This is a genomic window from Pseudonocardia sp., from assembly GCF_050250275.1.
Classification (GTDB): Bacteria; Actinomycetota; Actinomycetes; order Mycobacteriales; family Pseudonocardiaceae; genus Pseudonocardia.
The window spans coordinates 52,027-68,182 of sequence record NZ_JBFWOY010000005.1; the positions used below are offsets into that span (position 1 = coordinate 52,027).

Genomic DNA, 16,156 nt, shown 5'->3' on the forward strand with positions numbered 1-16,156 from the left:
ACAACTCAGCCCCGGGAGCCGGAGTCGGCTTCAAACGACGATCTACCGGTTATAAGGCAGCTCGACAACGTTGACCAGGCCCACTACCAGCACCGACAGCCCCGGGCCTGTACTCGACAGGCGCCATCGTTCACTCCGGTCACTCGTCGTTCGCACCACGTTTGATCCCACGACGCCGCTGCCCGCGCTGACAGCATCGGCAAGTGACTTGCGCCAAGAGCCCAACGTCACATGACCTGACTATCCAAGTCCCGCGTGTTGCTCTCCGGCGCATCGCCCGAGTCCGCTGACACAACCCGACGCAGAGAACTCCTATGACATGCCGGGCCCGCTCGCCCCGCGTGCCGAGCGTGCTCGCCTTACGCGTGCCGGATTCACATACAGGTACTCAGTAATGGACCGAATCAGTCGAAGAAGCTCGGCAGCTTCGTCCTGGCTCACAGCGTCCATCGTCGAGGGGTGAGCTCCGGCATTCCCGACTACACGCACTTCGGAGGCCCACTCGAAAATCGTCTTATCGAGATCACCTTCGTCCGCCATCCGTTTAAGTTGTGCACAAAGGCTATTTGCACCCTTTGCGGACGCCGATCCCTTGTCTTGGACGATCTCAGCGAGAGCGCCTCGGTACATAACCACGGCCGCACGCGGCGCCTGAACCGCTAGGCATCGGGTGCCCTCGGCAATGGCATCCGCCACAGCGGCAGCGACGTCGGGGTCGCTGGCGTTCATACCAGGCGAAGGCCACCAGTGGATGCCCCGCCACTCGATCAGGCCACCGCCCGGCCGATCTCGGCTGAGTTGTCCGCCGGTGTACTTGTCCTCGACAACGATCACGTTGTTGTGGCAGCCACCGCAGGTGAGGATGCTGACCTGCTGGAAGTGGTCGGGGGTTCGGCCGTTCGGCCCGTCGAAGAACACCTTGTCGTCATACGTAACTGGGACAATCCCAAGAACCGTGAACTTGCTCGATCGACTGCACCTTAGACAGGGTCCGTAGGGCGAAGTGGAGTCTGGAGGCACGTCCTCCGGCTTCCGAGGAAGCCTTCAGTCCTCCAGTCGGAGTCCCGCGCGAGCGCTTGTCATGTCCTCATTGTGCCTCCCGGGTCCGTCGGTCAGGCAGGCGCGACGATGCGCCGGAGCGCCGGTGCACACCCAAGCAGCGACACCGGGGGCGCCCTGACCGACGAGGGGCCGGCCCGCACCATTCGGTCCGGCGCCCCAGCCCGGTCCCTGACTGGTCCACGAGGGTCGCCTCGGCCGTCAGGTCGTCGCCCACGGACGCGCATCCTCATCTTGGCTTACGTTGCAACAGACTACCGGCTCACGCAGGTGTGATCCGATTCTTTATCAATTGGTCGATTCGCACAAGAGCCTTGTATATTGCGGAGACGACAACCGCAAAGGCTCTAATCGCCGATAGACCACTGATACCCAGCGCAAGTTCCGTAGCAGCGCTTGTCGAGTTCTCAAGATGTGCGACGCCGCCCCGTGACCGAAAAGACTGCAAATTTTTGAAGATCGCCACCACATCTTCTTCGTCACCGAGACTGTCGGTTAGACGCGTCAATGTCCGCAGAGACTGCTCGCCCTTCTCGACCCCCGTCACCAGAGTCTTGAGGAAGCGCCCGTCGAGCGAATCGACCATCACCTTCGTGAGGGTCAGGATCGGCCCATTCAGCGCGGCACGATCTTCGTTCAGGGGGCCGATCAGCGATGCAAACTCAGCCCGAAGAGGTCCCGCCAAAGGCTTCCAAAGAGGTCCTCCATAGGCGGCCTCAGAAGTAGCAACGACATCACGCAAAGCAGACTGTAGCTTCTGGACGGGATCGGAGGATTCAGCCCATTGATTGAGGAAATCTCGCCGGTATCGACCCTCGTCCATGATCCCCTCAGGCGGCACGTTGTACGCACGCCAATGACCCCACTCATTCGACGGAATTTTCGCGCCGATATCTCCGAGGTAGACCTCAACTAATCCAGCACTGTTGACAGAGATTTCAACGCCCCACAGCCCAAGGCATGACAGTCGATGAGCAGAAAGGCTGTATCGTGAGGGCTCGGCCGAGTAGGGTAGAAGCACCTCCCGTTTGAAGTACACGGGGGTCAAATAGTGGAGTCGCGAGGCATCCTTATCAAAGTATGTCCCAAGCTGATCGGGGTCGCTCGTATGCGTAAGCTCTGCCCCGGTCGTCGCGTCAACGCCATACACGAAGTTCAAATGCTGCACGGGTAGGTCGTACTCGGCCCAGCGCGGAAGTTTTATTGTCCTCTGACCCCTAACAACATACTGCCCCATAAGCCCAGAGAAGGCGGGGCGATCCCCCATATAGCCCTCATGCGTGGCGAAGAAACTGAAGTTGCACCAATCATTCACGAATGCGTCGTCGATCCGCTCGAAATTGTCGAGAGACCGTTTGTAAACCACGTCTACTTGCAAGATCAGATCGAGCCGGCGCTGCGCGAGATAGGTGCGGAGCTCCAGAGCGCGGACCTCAATTCTCCAACCTCGTTCGCCGATCTCCGAGAATCGAATCAGTTCTTGATCTCGGCCCGCCGCATTCACATATGACCAGCCTGAGTCGACCTGAAACGCATCCCAGTACCATAGGAATGAGAGATCGACGTCGAACGAGCGAGACCGTGCGCCTTGCGGGTACCTGCATTGAACAAAGAACTGCGGCCGAGAATTCTCATTGACCGCAATCAAGCCATCAGCGAATTGATCGTCTCCGCTTATCATTACGTCGCCCAGGTCACGGCCAACCCAAGCCGAATCCGCCAGGGCCTCGTGAATCTTGCCCGGCTCGACTAAGACAGCATTGACGCCGCCATGGAAGTCGTTCGAGAAGCTGTGCGACGACACCGTGAGCCAGCCTTCAGGAGTCTTTGTTACCTCCTGCAGTTCGGCGGCCGGCCAGAGTTCACGCGGCAAATCCCCCGCTGGACGCGGCCAGAGGTCATAGAGACTTGCCTTCAAGCTCTGGCTGTGATAACCGGGAACATAGGGGATGCTCACGTTCAGAAGAGTACCCACCTCAATTTAAACCGGTTAGAGCGCCCACGCCACGATGGCGCCAAGCGTGCCCTACTCTGGGAGCTGTGACCGAGGGTCGAGAGCTCCGCGAGCGCCTGGCTGATTTCGTGCGCTACCGGCACGAGCACCTTAAAGGCGACGAAAAGGGTGAGGCTCAAATCTTCAATGAGCACCTCTTCCGAGCATTTGGCCATGCCGGCGTGCGCGAAGCAGGAGCGACACTCGAGGAACGCCTGAAGAAGAACAATGCCAAGGGCACTGCATTTGCAGACTTGATGTGGAAGCCCCGCTGCCTCGTCGAGATGAAGAAGGCAGGCGTCGACCTTACGAAGGCATACCGACAGGCGTTTGACTACTGGGTCCAAGCAGTGCCGGACCGGCCGCAGTATGTCGTGCTCTGCAACTTCGACGAGTTCTGGATTTACGACTTCGATAGGCAACTCGACGAGCCTATGGACCGGCTCAAGATCGACGACCTGCCACAACGATGGGAGGCATTGAGCTTCCTACTGCCCGAGGCTCCACCTCCAGTCTTCGGCAATGATCTCGTGGCTGTCACACGTGACGCCGCGGCTAAGGTCGCGAAGGTCTTCCGCGGGCTACACGAGCGCGGGGTCAACCGCGACGACGCGCAGCGCTTCGTGTTGCAGAGTGTCATGGCAATGTTCGCCGAAGACATTGGCTTGCTGCCGAGCCACTTCTTCACTCAGGTCCTGGCCGACTCCAAGACTGGTAGCGAGGCGTACGATCTCGTATTCGGCCTGTTCCGCGAGATGAATAGCCCGAGTATCACATCAGGTGGACGATACAAGGGTACGCCGTACTTCAACGGCGGACTATTTGAAAAGGTCGCACCATTTGACCTGACAGAACTGGAGCTCAACTCACTGCGCGAAGCCGCAGTGACTGATTGGTCAGCGGTCCGGCCGGAGATCTTTGGCACTCTGTTCGAACAGTCTATGGACGCTGGCGAGCGGCATGCCCAAGGCGCGCACTACACCAGCCAGGCAGACATCGCTCGTGTCGTTATTCCGACAATTGTGGCGCCGTGGCGTGAGCGCCTACGAGCCGCCGGCAACATCGAGGAGATCGAAAGACTTCTCGGCGAGATGTATAGCTTTCGCGTGCTAGACCCAGCATGCGGCTCCGGCAACTTCCTTTACGTCGCGTACCGCGAAATGCGACGCCTTGAATCCGAGGCTCAGCAAATGATCGACGATCGCCGTAGGTCGGGCGAAAGGAAGGCTCAGCGTCGCCTGGCATACATAGCGCCGGACCATTTCTACGGAATCGACGTGAACCCCTTCGCCGTCGAAGTCGCCAAGGTCACCATGATGCTGGCGAAGAAACTGTCAGCTGACGAACTTGACGATGACCAGGACGTCCTGCCGCTCGATAATCTCGACGGCACGATCGTCGCCGCTGACGCGCTGTTCTCTCCGTGGCCGAAGGCCGACGCGATCATCGGAAACCCACCCTTCCTTGGCCGGAGGAAGATGGTCGAGGAACTCGGCGTCGTCTATAACGACCGCCTGCGGACCAAGTACCCGAACATCGGCGGGGTCGCCGACTTCGTTACCTACTGGTTTCCGCTGGCCCACGATCACCTCAAAGACGGCGGTCGAGCTGGTTTTGTCGGGACGAAGAGTATTCGCGAAACATCGTCACGCATCGCATCGCTCGATTACGTGGTGGACAATGGCGGCACCATCACCGAAGCCGTGTCGAGCCAGCCGTGGTCCGGCGACGCGGTGGTACACGTGTCCATCGTGAACTGGATCAAGGGTTCTGCCAATAAAGAGAACAAGAAAGTGCTTTGGCTTAATGGCACCGACCTTCGGCTGGAGCTAGACGAGATTCCGCCGAGCCTGAAGCCCGGGATCGACGTTCGAAAGGCAGTCGCACTGTCTGTCAACCAGACGCCGAAAGTCTGCTTTCAGGGACAGACTCCCGGACTAACCAGAGGCTTTACAGTCTCGCCGGACGAGTACCAATCCATCATTAAGAAGTCGCCAGAGTCAGCGAAGTTTCTCCACCCCTACTTGACCGGTGACGCGCTGCTCCGAGGAAGTGCCGTCGACCGCTACATCATCGACCTTCCGCACAACGACGCGTTGGCCGCCGAAACCGCCGCTCCCTTCCTCGTGAAGAGACTTAAGGAGGGTGTTCTCCCCAAGCGCCTCGCGGGGGCCGAGAAGGAAGCCCAGCGCAATGCAGAGTTGAGGGCAGCCAACCCCAAAGCGAAGCTCGCTCGACATCACTCGAACTTCCTCGACAGCTGGTGGCAACTCGCGTATCGACGAGAGGATATGCTCGACCGACTTGCCGAGTTGCCACGCTACATTGTTACCTCGCGGGTCAGCAGCTTCGAACGTCCTTCAGTCTTCGCCTTCGTCGGGCCAGAAGTTCACGCAAGTGATGCCCTGATTGCCCTAGCGCTAGCAGACAACTATTCATTCGGCGTCGTACACTCTCAACTTCACCGGAAATGGTTCGAGGCTCGCTGCTCTGGGATGAAGGCTGACCCGCGCTACACCTCCACGACGGTCTTCGACTCCTACCCGTGGCCGCAGTCTCCGAAGCCAGGGCAGGTTGCCAGGATCGAGAAGACCGTCCAAAGCATCCTCGACTTGCGGAACGAGTACCTGGCCGCCGGCGTCGGCCTTGCCAAGCAGTACGACGTCCTCCGACAACCGGGCAGGAGCACTCTGCGGACGCTTCACCAGGCGTTGGACGCGGAAGTGACGGACGCATATGGGTTCAACGCCGAGGAAGACCTGCTGACGCAGCTCTACGCGTTGAACCTCGACCTTGCCGAAGATCCGGTCAACGCGCGGGGCCCGGGTCCCGTCGTGCCTCAAGAGGTCGGCGAGGTCACGAGCTAGCCAGCCCTCTCCACGGTGCCCGCAGCCAGACCGGCCGTGAGCTGGGCGGCGCATCACGCGCGACACCGCTACTTCCTCAGCGAACACCTCGTGCAGCAGCGGGTCGAGAACCTCACCACACGATCGAACGCTTGTTCGATCACGGGTTCCGGGTGACGATCGGGTGGTGCGAGAACACGAGCGCAAGCACCACGAACAACGGGCCGCGGTCGTCGACCGGATCAACGCCGGCGCCTGGGAGCTGCGCCGTCTCGGGGCCGCCGACAAGCACGACGGCGCCCCGCGCTGGGGCTACGCCGCATTCGCAATGGCCGCGGTCTTTGACACCGTCGCACTCGACGTCGACGAGATGCCCCGCGTCCTGCTCAGCGACGCCCTGAGAGCCTGCCAATACCTGCTCGAACCGCTTCCGGGCGACCGCGCCGACGGACGCGCCCCCAGATCGTTGGACCAGCCGTGAGCGACGACCAGCCCGGCATTCCGACTGTCCGCGACCGCGCCGTCGCCGCCGGCATTCCCGAACCCCGGCTCGGCGCCTACATCGAGCGCGGCCAGCTCCTGCTCGACGGTGACGTGGTGTGCGAACTCGACCAACCCGCCCCGGCCGGGACTCGTCTACTCATCGCCGGAAGCTGAGCCCGGCGGGCCTCACGGCAGACGAGACAACCGCAGAACCGCCGAGCAGCGACTTGGTGCCGCAGCAGCGGCGCCCAGGGGCGTTTACGCCCCACCGTCTGACGAGTCGTCGTCTTGGTCCTCGTCGAGGTCGGGGATCACGAACTCCGTGTCGCAGTTCCCGCACGCGATCGCCCCCTCGGCCAGCACGGACCGGCTCACCCGCACCTTGCGTCCGCACCCGCACACTGCCGGGGGCGTCGTCTTGCTCGTCGTCTTGGCGCCTGAGCCGACCTCGACCGAGCGATGCGTGCGCAGCGCCCGCCGCAGCTCCTCGATCACCTGCGCGTACTCCGCCTTCGTGGCGTCCGGGATCGACGTCGGGGACCAGCCCAGCCGCGGGTCCTTCATGACCTCGATCCCCAGCTCCTCGGCCAACGCCTTGAACTTCGCGTTGTGCCAGCGACCCTGACGCGAGGTGTCCTTGACCTCCCGCACGTGGGCGAGCGCGTGCGCGGCCTCATGCAGCAACGTCGCCAGGACGTCCGCCGGGCCGCGGGCCAGGCCCTCTCCACCCACGAACACCTCCGGCAGCGGCCCGATCCCCTCCCGGGCAGCGGCGACGTGTTGCCAGCGCATCGCCGCGAAGTGGCCGAGTTTCAACCCTGCTCCGCCACCCGAGCCCGGCCCAACCAGGATCACCGCCGCCGGGACCTGCGGGTGCCGGGCCTGGATCGCCGCCCACGCCCCCTCCAGCGCCGCGACCATCGGCGACCCGAACGCCCCGACTGGCGCCGCCCCGCTCGACGTTGACACGACGGTGTCAACGCCGTTGGTCGTGTCGGTGCTAGTGGCGGTGTGGTCGAGTGCACTCATGCTGGCCTCCGCGACGGCTCGTGGGCCTGTCGGCCCGTCCCCTTGGGGTGGCGGGGCGCTGTGTTCCCCGCCGCCGTAAGGCGTCCCAGCGCGGCCGTGGAGGCTCGCGGTCAAGGGCGGGACGAAGTCCCGTCGCGCAGCGACGTGGAGCGCAGCGCAGCGCCCTTGACCGGGAGGTCGGCCGTGCTAAGCCAAGGGCCGGCAGGCCTCGCCCGAAGGGCGTCCGCCATCAGTTGCTCGGCCTGCGCGGCCTTGAGCGCATGCGTAGTCGGCTGTTTCAGGTGCCGCTTTGGAATCGCGTATCTGCGTGCGCGCTCTTAGATCATCTCTCACCTCAGACGCCTCTCCGTAGGCACCTAGCTGATCCATTCAGCTTCTCAAGCGCGCATCCATTGCCGTCACCTTCGCCGCATACGCCTGATGCGATCTGTCTAATCTTGGCCACAGAGTAATGACCGTCGCGGCAGCCACATCGCCCGACCAAGGCGAATCACACCCTAAGCAGGGCTGAATCTGATGCGGATGGGAGAATGCCTCAATGGTCTACGTCCCTGTGCGAGCGGCTGGCTGCGTGCCCACCTGCTCCTGCCTGTGGCGACCCTCAAACGCCCCAACCGCCCAGACCTGCAGCAACGACCGACTTCGGATGGTCAAGCCGTGACCGACAACCTCCAGCAGTTGGGCCCGACCGGCTTTCAAGACCTGGCTGGCGCGCTCGCAATCGCCGCGTTCGGGCCCGGCGTGCAGGCTATGGGCCGAGGACGCGACGGTGGTCGCGACCTGTACCACCGCGGCCCGCTGTCGTGGCAGTCGGTCCCAGGCTTCAACGGCGAGGTCTGGGACGGCTACACAGTCATACAGGTCAAACACAAATCCGCAATTTCTGCACGGCCGGATGATAATGCAAGTTGGCTTTGGGGCGAAATCCGCAAAGAGCTAAGCGACTGGAGTAAGGCCGCAGACCGATCGGAAGTTCCGGACTTCCTCGTCGTAGTCACCAACGTCCCCCTTACTCCGACACCGGACACAGGGGGCCACGACCGGGTCATTAACAACATCCGGAACTACATAGCCAAGCTCGACGATGATAGCCGTGATATCGACAAATCGAGCCGTAACGCGCGTTTAGCACAGCGAGACCGACTTCGTCGAATCCAGAAGTTTCGAATCTGGGACGAGTTCCAGCTAACGACCTTATTGAAGGTTCACGACCAAGTCCGCAAAGCGTTCCCGGGAATGCTTACCGCTGCAGATGTATTTGCCGCACTGTCCGACATGACAGGCTCGATCGCTATTGGCGATCTCGAAACCGCCCTAAGGGTGCACGCACGCACGACCTTGACCGGCGATGGCTTCGTCTATTTCGACGAGGCGGGCGGCAGTGACGGTTCCGGCTACCCCATCCATGAGGTAGCGATTGACCTTCCGTCAGTTAATAGCCAAGGCGACGTGAGCACTGTCGTGCAATACGCCTTGGAGCGAGCCGAGCATATGCTCAAGCCAACGTTTTCGCTCGCCCCCAAGCCGCGCCACCTCATCATTACCGGCGCCCCTGGTAACGGGAAAACTACAGTGTCCCGCTTTCTGGTCCAAGCGTTCCGCGCAGCGATGCTCGAAGGCGCAACAGAGCTGAGCGATGAACAGCGCATCACAATCTTCGGCTACCAGCAGGCCCTGTCACGGATGGGTTGTGAGCTACCCAGGAACCGGCGTTGGCCGATTCGAATCGACCTTGCAGAGTACGCAGAGGATGGCGGTCTCAGCCAGGAATCTACCCTGCTGAGGTGGATTTCCCAGAAGGTGTCGCAGCGCTTGAATGACGGTACCGTGCACCCGTGGGCCCTCCACCAATGGATGGCCCAGTGGCCGTGGCTGCTGGTATTCGACGGACTCGACGAGGTGACTGAGCCAGACACGCGGAAGCGTCTCATTCGTCGGGTCGTCGAGCTGGTAAATGAGGCTGAGGCCGAAAACTGCGATCTCCTTGCGATCTTGACCACTCGGCCGATTGGCTACACAGAGAACATTTCCCCCACTCAGTTCGAACGCATCGACCTACACGACCTAACCGTTGCCGACGCGCTACAGTACGGCGAAAAAGCTACAAGGGTACGCCTTCGCAGTGACCAGGATCGCATCGAACGTGTTATGACGCGGCTACGCGAGGTCGCGCAGGACGAATCGCTCCGGAACCTACTACGAACTCCACTGCAAGTGCTCATCATGACGATTATTCTCGACGGCACCGGAACCTTGTCGCCGGATCGCTACAGCCTCTTTTGGGGATATTACGACACTGTATTCCGTCGAGAACGGGACAAGAAGGCCAGCCTCCGCCGTCTGCTTCAGGACTATGGCCAACAGATCCTACGCCTACACGAACACGTCGGTTTTGAGCTGCAGGTTCGGAGTGAGTCTGGCGACCGCTCCTATGCCACCCTATCTGCGTCAGAGCTTCAGGACGTCATCTGGCGAGTTCTGGATCGGGACGGCTTCCAACCCTCAGGGCGCGACTCAGGACTCCGTGATCAAATCTTCACTGCTGTCACGCAGCGGCTCGTGCTTCTGACCCCACGCCGGACCACCGAGGGCTACGGCTTCGACGTGCGCTCCCTCCAGGAGCTCATGGCCGCGAGAGAGCTGGCTTCCGGCCCACTCGTGCAAGTGAAGGAGCGACTGCACATCGCGGGCGCAAGCCCGCATTGGCGCAACAGTTGGATCTTCGCAGCGGGTCAGCTATTCGCCGATCCTCAAGATCATCACCACGAGGCAGTCGTCGAGGTTCTGGAATCGTTCGATATCAACGCGAGTCAGCGCCTCGGTATGACACTGCCCACCGGCCCACGACTTGCACTCGAACTCATCGACGACGGCATGGCCCGGTCTCTGCCGAGGTGGCGGAACCGGATCATCTCTCACGGACTCCGACTACTGTGGGAGCCAATTTCTGACGACTTCTCCTTCTATGCGCGGATTCTAATGCGGTATGCCGCTGTCGGCGATGAGCAGCGTGAGACTATTACGGAAGCTCTGCGAGCGGCCCTCGGTGGGTCTGACAACTCACGTCAGACGGCTCACCACTTCCAGGGACTTGTTCCTGATCTTGTTAGCGAGCTGGGGTTGCCTGCTCGCATGAGGGGCCTAGGCTTAGCTCGGACCAGGTCCGTGGATAATTCGCGTCTCTCTTCGAGCGACGGTTGGGAGGACTTCGACCTCGAGATCGCGACCTCCCGGGCAACGGATGCTCAACGGGCAGGCCTAAGGGACGTCGCAGCAGCTATCCGGCGGCTTGCGAGAGTTGACCAACCTGCCGCCCACGACGTCGGGCTCGTGACCGAAGTGCTTCTCAATGGCAGCGGCCCCACACTCGACGATGCCCTGTTGCATATCATGGCACACGAGCCGCGGCTGCTGAAATCGCTGCGTGAGGATGCTCTGCCCATTGTCCTGCGCCAGCCAATCGGCGATCTTCTCCGGCTTGTGGCGGACTCCCAGGAGAGTTGACACGACCGCGTCAACGATTTGTCGACCAGATCTCGGACCGAGCGGAGATCGTCGGTATTTGGCGGCACACTCGGGGTCATGTCGAGGTTGAGCAGTGTGCCGGAGTGGGTGTGCCCGCCACTGCGGGCCGTCGCGAACATCGAGTTGTTCCTGCTGGCGGAGTACCGGCGGACCCAAGCGCCGCAGGCGTTGGGGTCGTGGGTGAGCCTGTCGTGGCTGGGTGCGGCAGCCGGGGAGCGGACGCCGGGGCCGTTGGGCGAGGGACTGCCGTCGAAGGCGGCGGCCTGGTCGTCGATGCTGGTCGCGGACGCACTCGCCGAAGGCGAGCCCTATCCGCCGCCGGGGTGGTGGGCGGTGCACGAAATCGCACCGGAGGATCGGCTCACCCCCGGAGCCTGGGAGTTGCGGGCCGGGGACAGCTACGTCCGCCACTACATGCACGGAGTCGTAGTGACGTTGGGCTGGCTGCTCGGCGAGTTGACTGATCCGCGGCTGATGGCCCCGTTCTTCGACGGGGCTGCTAGGCGAATTCCGGTCGCGGAGCTGGAGCTGTGCCGGGCGCGATTGTTGGTGTTGTCCGCGAGTCCCCACCCGGTTGCGACGGGCTGAGACGGGCACCGAATGCGCTACGGCCGGACCTGAGTGCAGGTCCGGCCGTCGTCGCGTTGGGATGTGGTTATGTCGGTGCGGGGTCGAGAGCGTCGGCATAGTCGTCGCCGGCCTCGTCGGCGACGTCGATCAGGTGGTCGTCTGCCTGGTCGTCGGTGTGCCAGTGGATGAGTTCGGCAGCGCGGTCGGCGGCCTCGGCCTGCTCAGCTGCTTCGCGGGCTTCGATCTCGCGCAGTGAGCGGGCGGCGCGATCGATCGACGCGGCGACGGCGTCGGCGCTGGGAACCCGCACCACGTCCTCACTCGGCGCGGCATCACCGACCGCGACGTCGCGCACGTCGTCGACCGCAGTCTCGACGAGCACTGCGTCGTCGCCGATCCGGCGCTCGGGCAGGTCCGCGGCATCGGCAGGCAGATCGATGAGGTCGATGTCGGTGATGTCGCGGTGGGCGTACTCAGCCTGGTCGGCTTCGCGGGCGGCGGCCAGCCATTCCTCGGCGGTGACCTCGGGCTCCGGGGCGGTGTCGGCGTGGCGGTCGGCGAGCACGAGCCGGGCCTGGTCGGCGGCGGCCCGGTTGCCGGCGGTGTGGGCGAGCCAGCGCGCGCGAGCGTCGTCGAGTTCCTGCAACGTCCCGGCGCGGGTGTCGAGGGTGTCGGCCAGCACCCCGGCGTCGGTGGCCTCCAGGAACAGCCGGGCCCGCTCGGCCGGGTCGGCCGCAGCGTCGGCCTCAGCGCGGCGCAGGCTGGCGTTGCGGCGGTGGCCCTCGGCCGCTTGTCGGGTCGCGGCGAGTTCGTTGCCGACGAACCGGGGCGCCCAGGCCTCGTCGCGGGCCGCTCCGCGGATCCGCATCCGCAACTGCCCGTCGGAGAGTTCCGCGGTCTCCCGGTCGATCTCGGGACGGCCCAGGGCCCGCCACGCTCCGCGGAAGGCCGCGTAGTGCTCGATCTGGCCGGGCTTCGGGGCCCGCCCGAGCACGTCCCCGACCCGCCCGGCCCGCGCGTCCTCGCGCTCGCGGGCGGCGCCGTCGTGGGTGAGTTCGCGGTGTGCGCCGACGGCGGCGGCTGCCTCCTGCCAGCGCTGTCGCCCGCCGGCGTCGTCAGGTTGGGTGCCGAGCGCTGCCAGTGCCCACGCGGGTGGATCGGCTGCTGCGGCGGCGCCGAGCGCGGCGGCGCGCTCGTCGACGACGGCGCCGAGTTGGTCGAGGTAGCGCTGATACTGCGGATCGTCGACCGTCGGCACCCGCGCCGCCCACGTCGCGGCGACCGGGTCCAGCGGCAGGCCGGCGTCGGCGATGCGGGTGTGGATGACGTTGGTCAGGTTCCGCGCCCCGTCCAACGGCCGACCCGCGACCGCCGCGGCCAGGACGGCACGCGGGTCGTGGCCGGCCAGTTCAGCCCGGCGCAGAATGCGTGTCAGGGACGCGGCGCCGTCCTCGGCGGCGATCCGCCGCCGGTCCGCCTGCGAGAGGACGCCGTCGGCGGTGAGCTGGTCGAGCCATCCGGCGGTGCGGTCGGTCGCGGCGAGCTGGGAGGCGTCGGCGAGCAGCTCCACCGCCGCGCGCAGACTCCCGGCCTCGGCGGCGGAGTCAGCCGCGGCGGCGAGCGCGGAACGGGTCGCGGTCCGGTCGTCGGAGTCGAGCAGCCCGGCCAGCATCGCGACCGGGTGGCGGCGCAGGGTCTGGTCAGGGCGCCCGTTGGCCGGGTCCTCGACCGCGGAGACGGTGGCGACGTGCGCGGTGTTGCCGGCCCGGCCGCGGGACATGCCGACGTAGAGCGCGGCCGGGCCGGTGCGTGAGGTGACGACGGTGTGGCTGGTGTCGACTGTCGCGCCTTGGGCGGCGTGCACGGTCGAGGCGTAGCCCAGCGCCAGGTGCTCGCCGACGTAGGCGGCGGCCAGCACGATCGTCTCGCCGAGCTGCTCCCCGTCCGGGCCGTTGTCGAGGATGGGCGCGACCTCGAGCCCGCCATCGGAGCGGGTGGCGGTGACCCGGTAGGTCTCGCGGTTGATCGGCCCGCGCCGGTTGCCCTCCATCCCGGCGAGGTGCCAGCCGTTGCGGCGGGCCTGGACCAGGTCCCCCACCCCGGCGTTGGTGCCCTGCAACTCCAGCGGCACGCCGTCCTCGGCGACCCGCCCGAGCCGGACCAGCTCGGCCCGTAGCTGCGCGGACAGGGCGGCGGCCTGGTCGTTAGTGTCGACCAGCAGCAGGGAACGGCGCCCGTCGAGGGTGTCGGCCAGCCACGCCGCGGCGGCGGACTGCTCCGCAGCGTCGGTGGTTCCGGCGTCGACGAGGCGGCCCTGCTCGAAGTAGTCGCGCAGCACGGACTCGTCCCCGGCGCGCAGCCGCAGCGACGCCGACCGCTCCCAGTCCGCGGTGAACCGGCGGGCTTCTGCGAGCTCGTAGCGGGCTCCCGAGTTGGCGAGCAGGTCCATGCCCCCGCCGGCGCCGACCGCGGCGAGCTGGCGGTGGTCCCCCACCAGCAGCAGCTTCGCCCCGGCCGCGTCCACGTGGCGATGGATCGCGGCCAGGGAAGCGGTGTCGGTCATCGCGGACTCGTCGACCACGACCAGGTCGCCCGTGCGCAGCGCCCACCCGGCGTCGTCGGCGCTCGCGCGCGCCTCGGCGGCCGGTGCGGCGAGCCGGTCCTGGGTGGCGAGCCAGCGGGCGACGTTGCGCGCGGTGAGTCCCTCGCCGGTGAGGACGTCGGTCGCGACCTGGGACGTCGCGAGCCCGAACACCCGCCCCGCCGGTGTGCCGTCCAGCTGCGGCGCGGTGGTCCAACCGCGGGCGATCGCGCCGACGACGAAGGACTTCCCGGTCCCGGCCGGGCCGACCAGGGACTCGATCCGGGCCCCAGAGGTGAGGACCCCGCGGACGGCGGCGGCCTGGTCGGCGCCGAGTTCGATCCCCGACTCGGCCAGCTCGTCGAGGAACCGGCGGGCCTGCTCGCGGGGAAGCGCCGTCGCGCCGCCCTGGGCGGTGGCGGCGACGAGGAACCGCTCGGTGCGGACCTGCTCCGGGGTCGCGTAGAGCCGCCCGCCCGGCTGCTCGTAGGCCGAGTCGCCGTTGGCGAGGCGCAGCGCGTCGGGGATCGCGTCGGCGGCGGGTCGAGCGGCGTCGAGCGGGGTCGCCGCCGTGAGGCCTTGGGCGGTGAGCTGGTCGAGCAGCCGACCGACGTCGGTGCCGTCGGGCAGCCCGAGGTAGTCCGGCAGCGCGGCGTTGATCGCTCGGGTCAGGTCGGAACGGGTCCAGCCTGCAGACCGGGCTTGGACGTCTGCGAGCGCGGTCTCGATCACCGCCGACGGCGACCACACCTGCGCTGCGAGAGCGCCGTCGTCGCGGGCGGCCAGGGCGTCGCGGGCCACCCCAGCCAGGCCACCGGCGACCTCGGCGCGGAGCTGGGTGTCGACCCGGGCCAGGAGCTGCTCGCGCGTGAGGCCCTCGTGCGACTTCGCCCGCCGGGTCGCGAACGTGGCCTGCCGAGACAGGCGGTCGCGCTCCAGGTTGTTCGGAGCCCGCCCGAACTGGGTCTCGAACGCGGCGATCAGCTGCTCGGCCTTCGCCGTCACCGCCCGCCGCCGCGACGAGATCAGTGCCATCGCCGCCGGGTCGACCCCGACGGCCTCACGCGCCTTCCCATCCGGGCGCGTGGCGAACCGCAGCCCGAGCGCGTGGGCGATCCGCTCCTCCGTCGTCCGCTCGGCCACCGCGCCCGCGGCGGCGCGCCACCGGTAGAGGCTGCGCCCGTCGAGGGTCCGCCACTGCCCGTCGGGGCCCTGGACGCGGTTGAGGATCGGGTTGTGGATGTGCAGCTGCGGGTCGTGGTCGCGGGAGTCGTGCTGGAAGAACGAGGCAACCACCCACTCGTGCGCGTCGACATACCGGCCCGCGGCGCCGCCGTGGTGCCCGACCCGGGAGTACCCGGCCCGCTCCGACAGGTAGCCGAGGGCGGCGTTGTTGCCCGCCCAGATCGCCTCCTCGACCGCTGCCCGGTACTCCCCCCACGCCGCGGCCGCGCCCTCGTCCCCGCGCGCGGCGGCCTTGACCTGTTCGGCCTCGAACGCGGTGTGCAGCAGCGTGACCGACTTCGCCACGCTGAACGTCACGTCGTAGAACGCGACGTTGCGCCGGGCGGCCTTGCCCGCTTCTGTACGGAGTTCAACCCGGCGTTCAGCCGAGGCGTTCGGTTCGCGTTCAACCGCGGCGGCGTACAACTCGTCCTCGGATTTGTACGAGCGGCCGGTGTGTCCGAGGGTCGGTAGCTCGCCCCACTGGGCGGGATCGTGGAACCCCTTGGCGCGGGGGTCGAGGAACCGTTCGTAGACCGCGCGCATGTCCTGGGCTTCGACGAGCCCGTGAAGGCCCAGCCGCTCGGCCCCGGTCCCCCACCAGCGGCCCGGGGGCTCGCCCTCGGTGACTGCGCCGGTGTAGTAGTTCTCCCGGCCGGTCGCGACCTGCTTGAGCAGGTAGTCCGGGCTGTAGCCCGACGACACACTCAGCACCACGACCACCAACCCGAAGCCGCGATGAGCCCGAATCCAAGATCAACAGCGGGGCGGGTCGTCCGCTGACGGCCGAAGGCCGGCGCGGCCCCTCGGATCGTGATGCATAGGTGTGATCGCTTGGTCTTGGTC

The 16,156-nt window shown here is 65.7% G+C and carries 9 protein-coding genes; 5 read left to right on the forward strand and 4 right to left on the reverse strand.

Annotated features, from left to right (window positions below):
* Window positions 1-312: 312 nt before the first annotated feature.
* On the reverse strand, window positions 313-918 hold the full coding sequence (locus AB7F12_RS06780) for a DUF4145 domain-containing protein (protein WP_428497636.1): 606 nt from the start codon (window positions 916-918) through the stop codon (window positions 313-315).
* Window positions 919-1,321: 403 nt separating this feature from the next.
* Window positions 1,322-3,016: a hypothetical protein gene (locus AB7F12_RS06785; RefSeq protein WP_428497637.1), complete on the reverse strand. Its 1,695-nt coding sequence runs from the start codon at window positions 3,014-3,016 to the stop codon at window positions 1,322-1,324.
* Between the two features lie 83 nt (window positions 3,017-3,099).
* On the opposite strand from AB7F12_RS06785, the gene AB7F12_RS06790 reads away from it, so the two are divergent.
* The 3 genes from AB7F12_RS06790 (at window position 3,100) to AB7F12_RS06800 (ending at window position 6,555) form a co-directional block, all read left to right on the forward strand.
* A complete protein-coding gene (locus AB7F12_RS06790) occupies window positions 3,100-5,919 on the forward strand; it encodes a class I SAM-dependent DNA methyltransferase (protein WP_428497638.1) in 2,820 nt (939 codons plus the stop codon).
* Window positions 5,920-6,085: 166 nt separating this feature from the next.
* A complete protein-coding gene (locus tag AB7F12_RS06795) occupies window positions 6,086-6,379 on the forward strand; it encodes a hypothetical protein (protein WP_428497639.1) in 294 nt (97 codons plus the stop codon).
* Window positions 6,376-6,555: a hypothetical protein gene (locus AB7F12_RS06800; protein WP_428497640.1), complete on the forward strand. Its 180-nt coding sequence runs from the start codon at window positions 6,376-6,378 to the stop codon at window positions 6,553-6,555. Before AB7F12_RS06795 ends, AB7F12_RS06800 begins: the two co-directional genes overlap by 4 nt.
* Window positions 6,556-6,639: 84 nt before the next feature.
* Here the strand turns inward: AB7F12_RS06800 and AB7F12_RS06805 are convergent, their stop codons facing one another.
* Entirely contained in the window at window positions 6,640-7,410 is a 771-nt protein-coding gene (locus AB7F12_RS06805) for a hypothetical protein (RefSeq protein WP_428497641.1), read from the reverse strand.
* 657 nt (window positions 7,411-8,067) lie between these two features.
* Between AB7F12_RS06805 and AB7F12_RS06810 the strand changes: the two genes are divergently transcribed.
* Together AB7F12_RS06810 and AB7F12_RS06815 are read left to right on the forward strand one after the other, a co-directional pair.
* On the forward strand, window positions 8,068-10,914 hold the full coding sequence (locus AB7F12_RS06810) for an NACHT domain-containing protein (protein ID WP_428497642.1): 2,847 nt from the start codon (window positions 8,068-8,070) through the stop codon (window positions 10,912-10,914).
* A gap of 78 nt (window positions 10,915-10,992) precedes the next feature.
* Entirely contained in the window at window positions 10,993-11,523 is a 531-nt protein-coding gene (locus tag AB7F12_RS06815; RefSeq protein ID WP_428497643.1) for a hypothetical protein, read from the forward strand.
* 67 nt (window positions 11,524-11,590) lie between these two features.
* Here AB7F12_RS06815 and mobF read toward each other — a convergent pair whose 3' ends face one another.
* Complete coding sequence (gene mobF, locus AB7F12_RS06820) at window positions 11,591-16,027, reverse strand: MobF family relaxase (RefSeq protein ID WP_428497644.1); 4,437 nt, start codon at window positions 16,025-16,027, stop codon at window positions 11,591-11,593.
* Window positions 16,028-16,156: the final 129 nt, after the last annotated feature.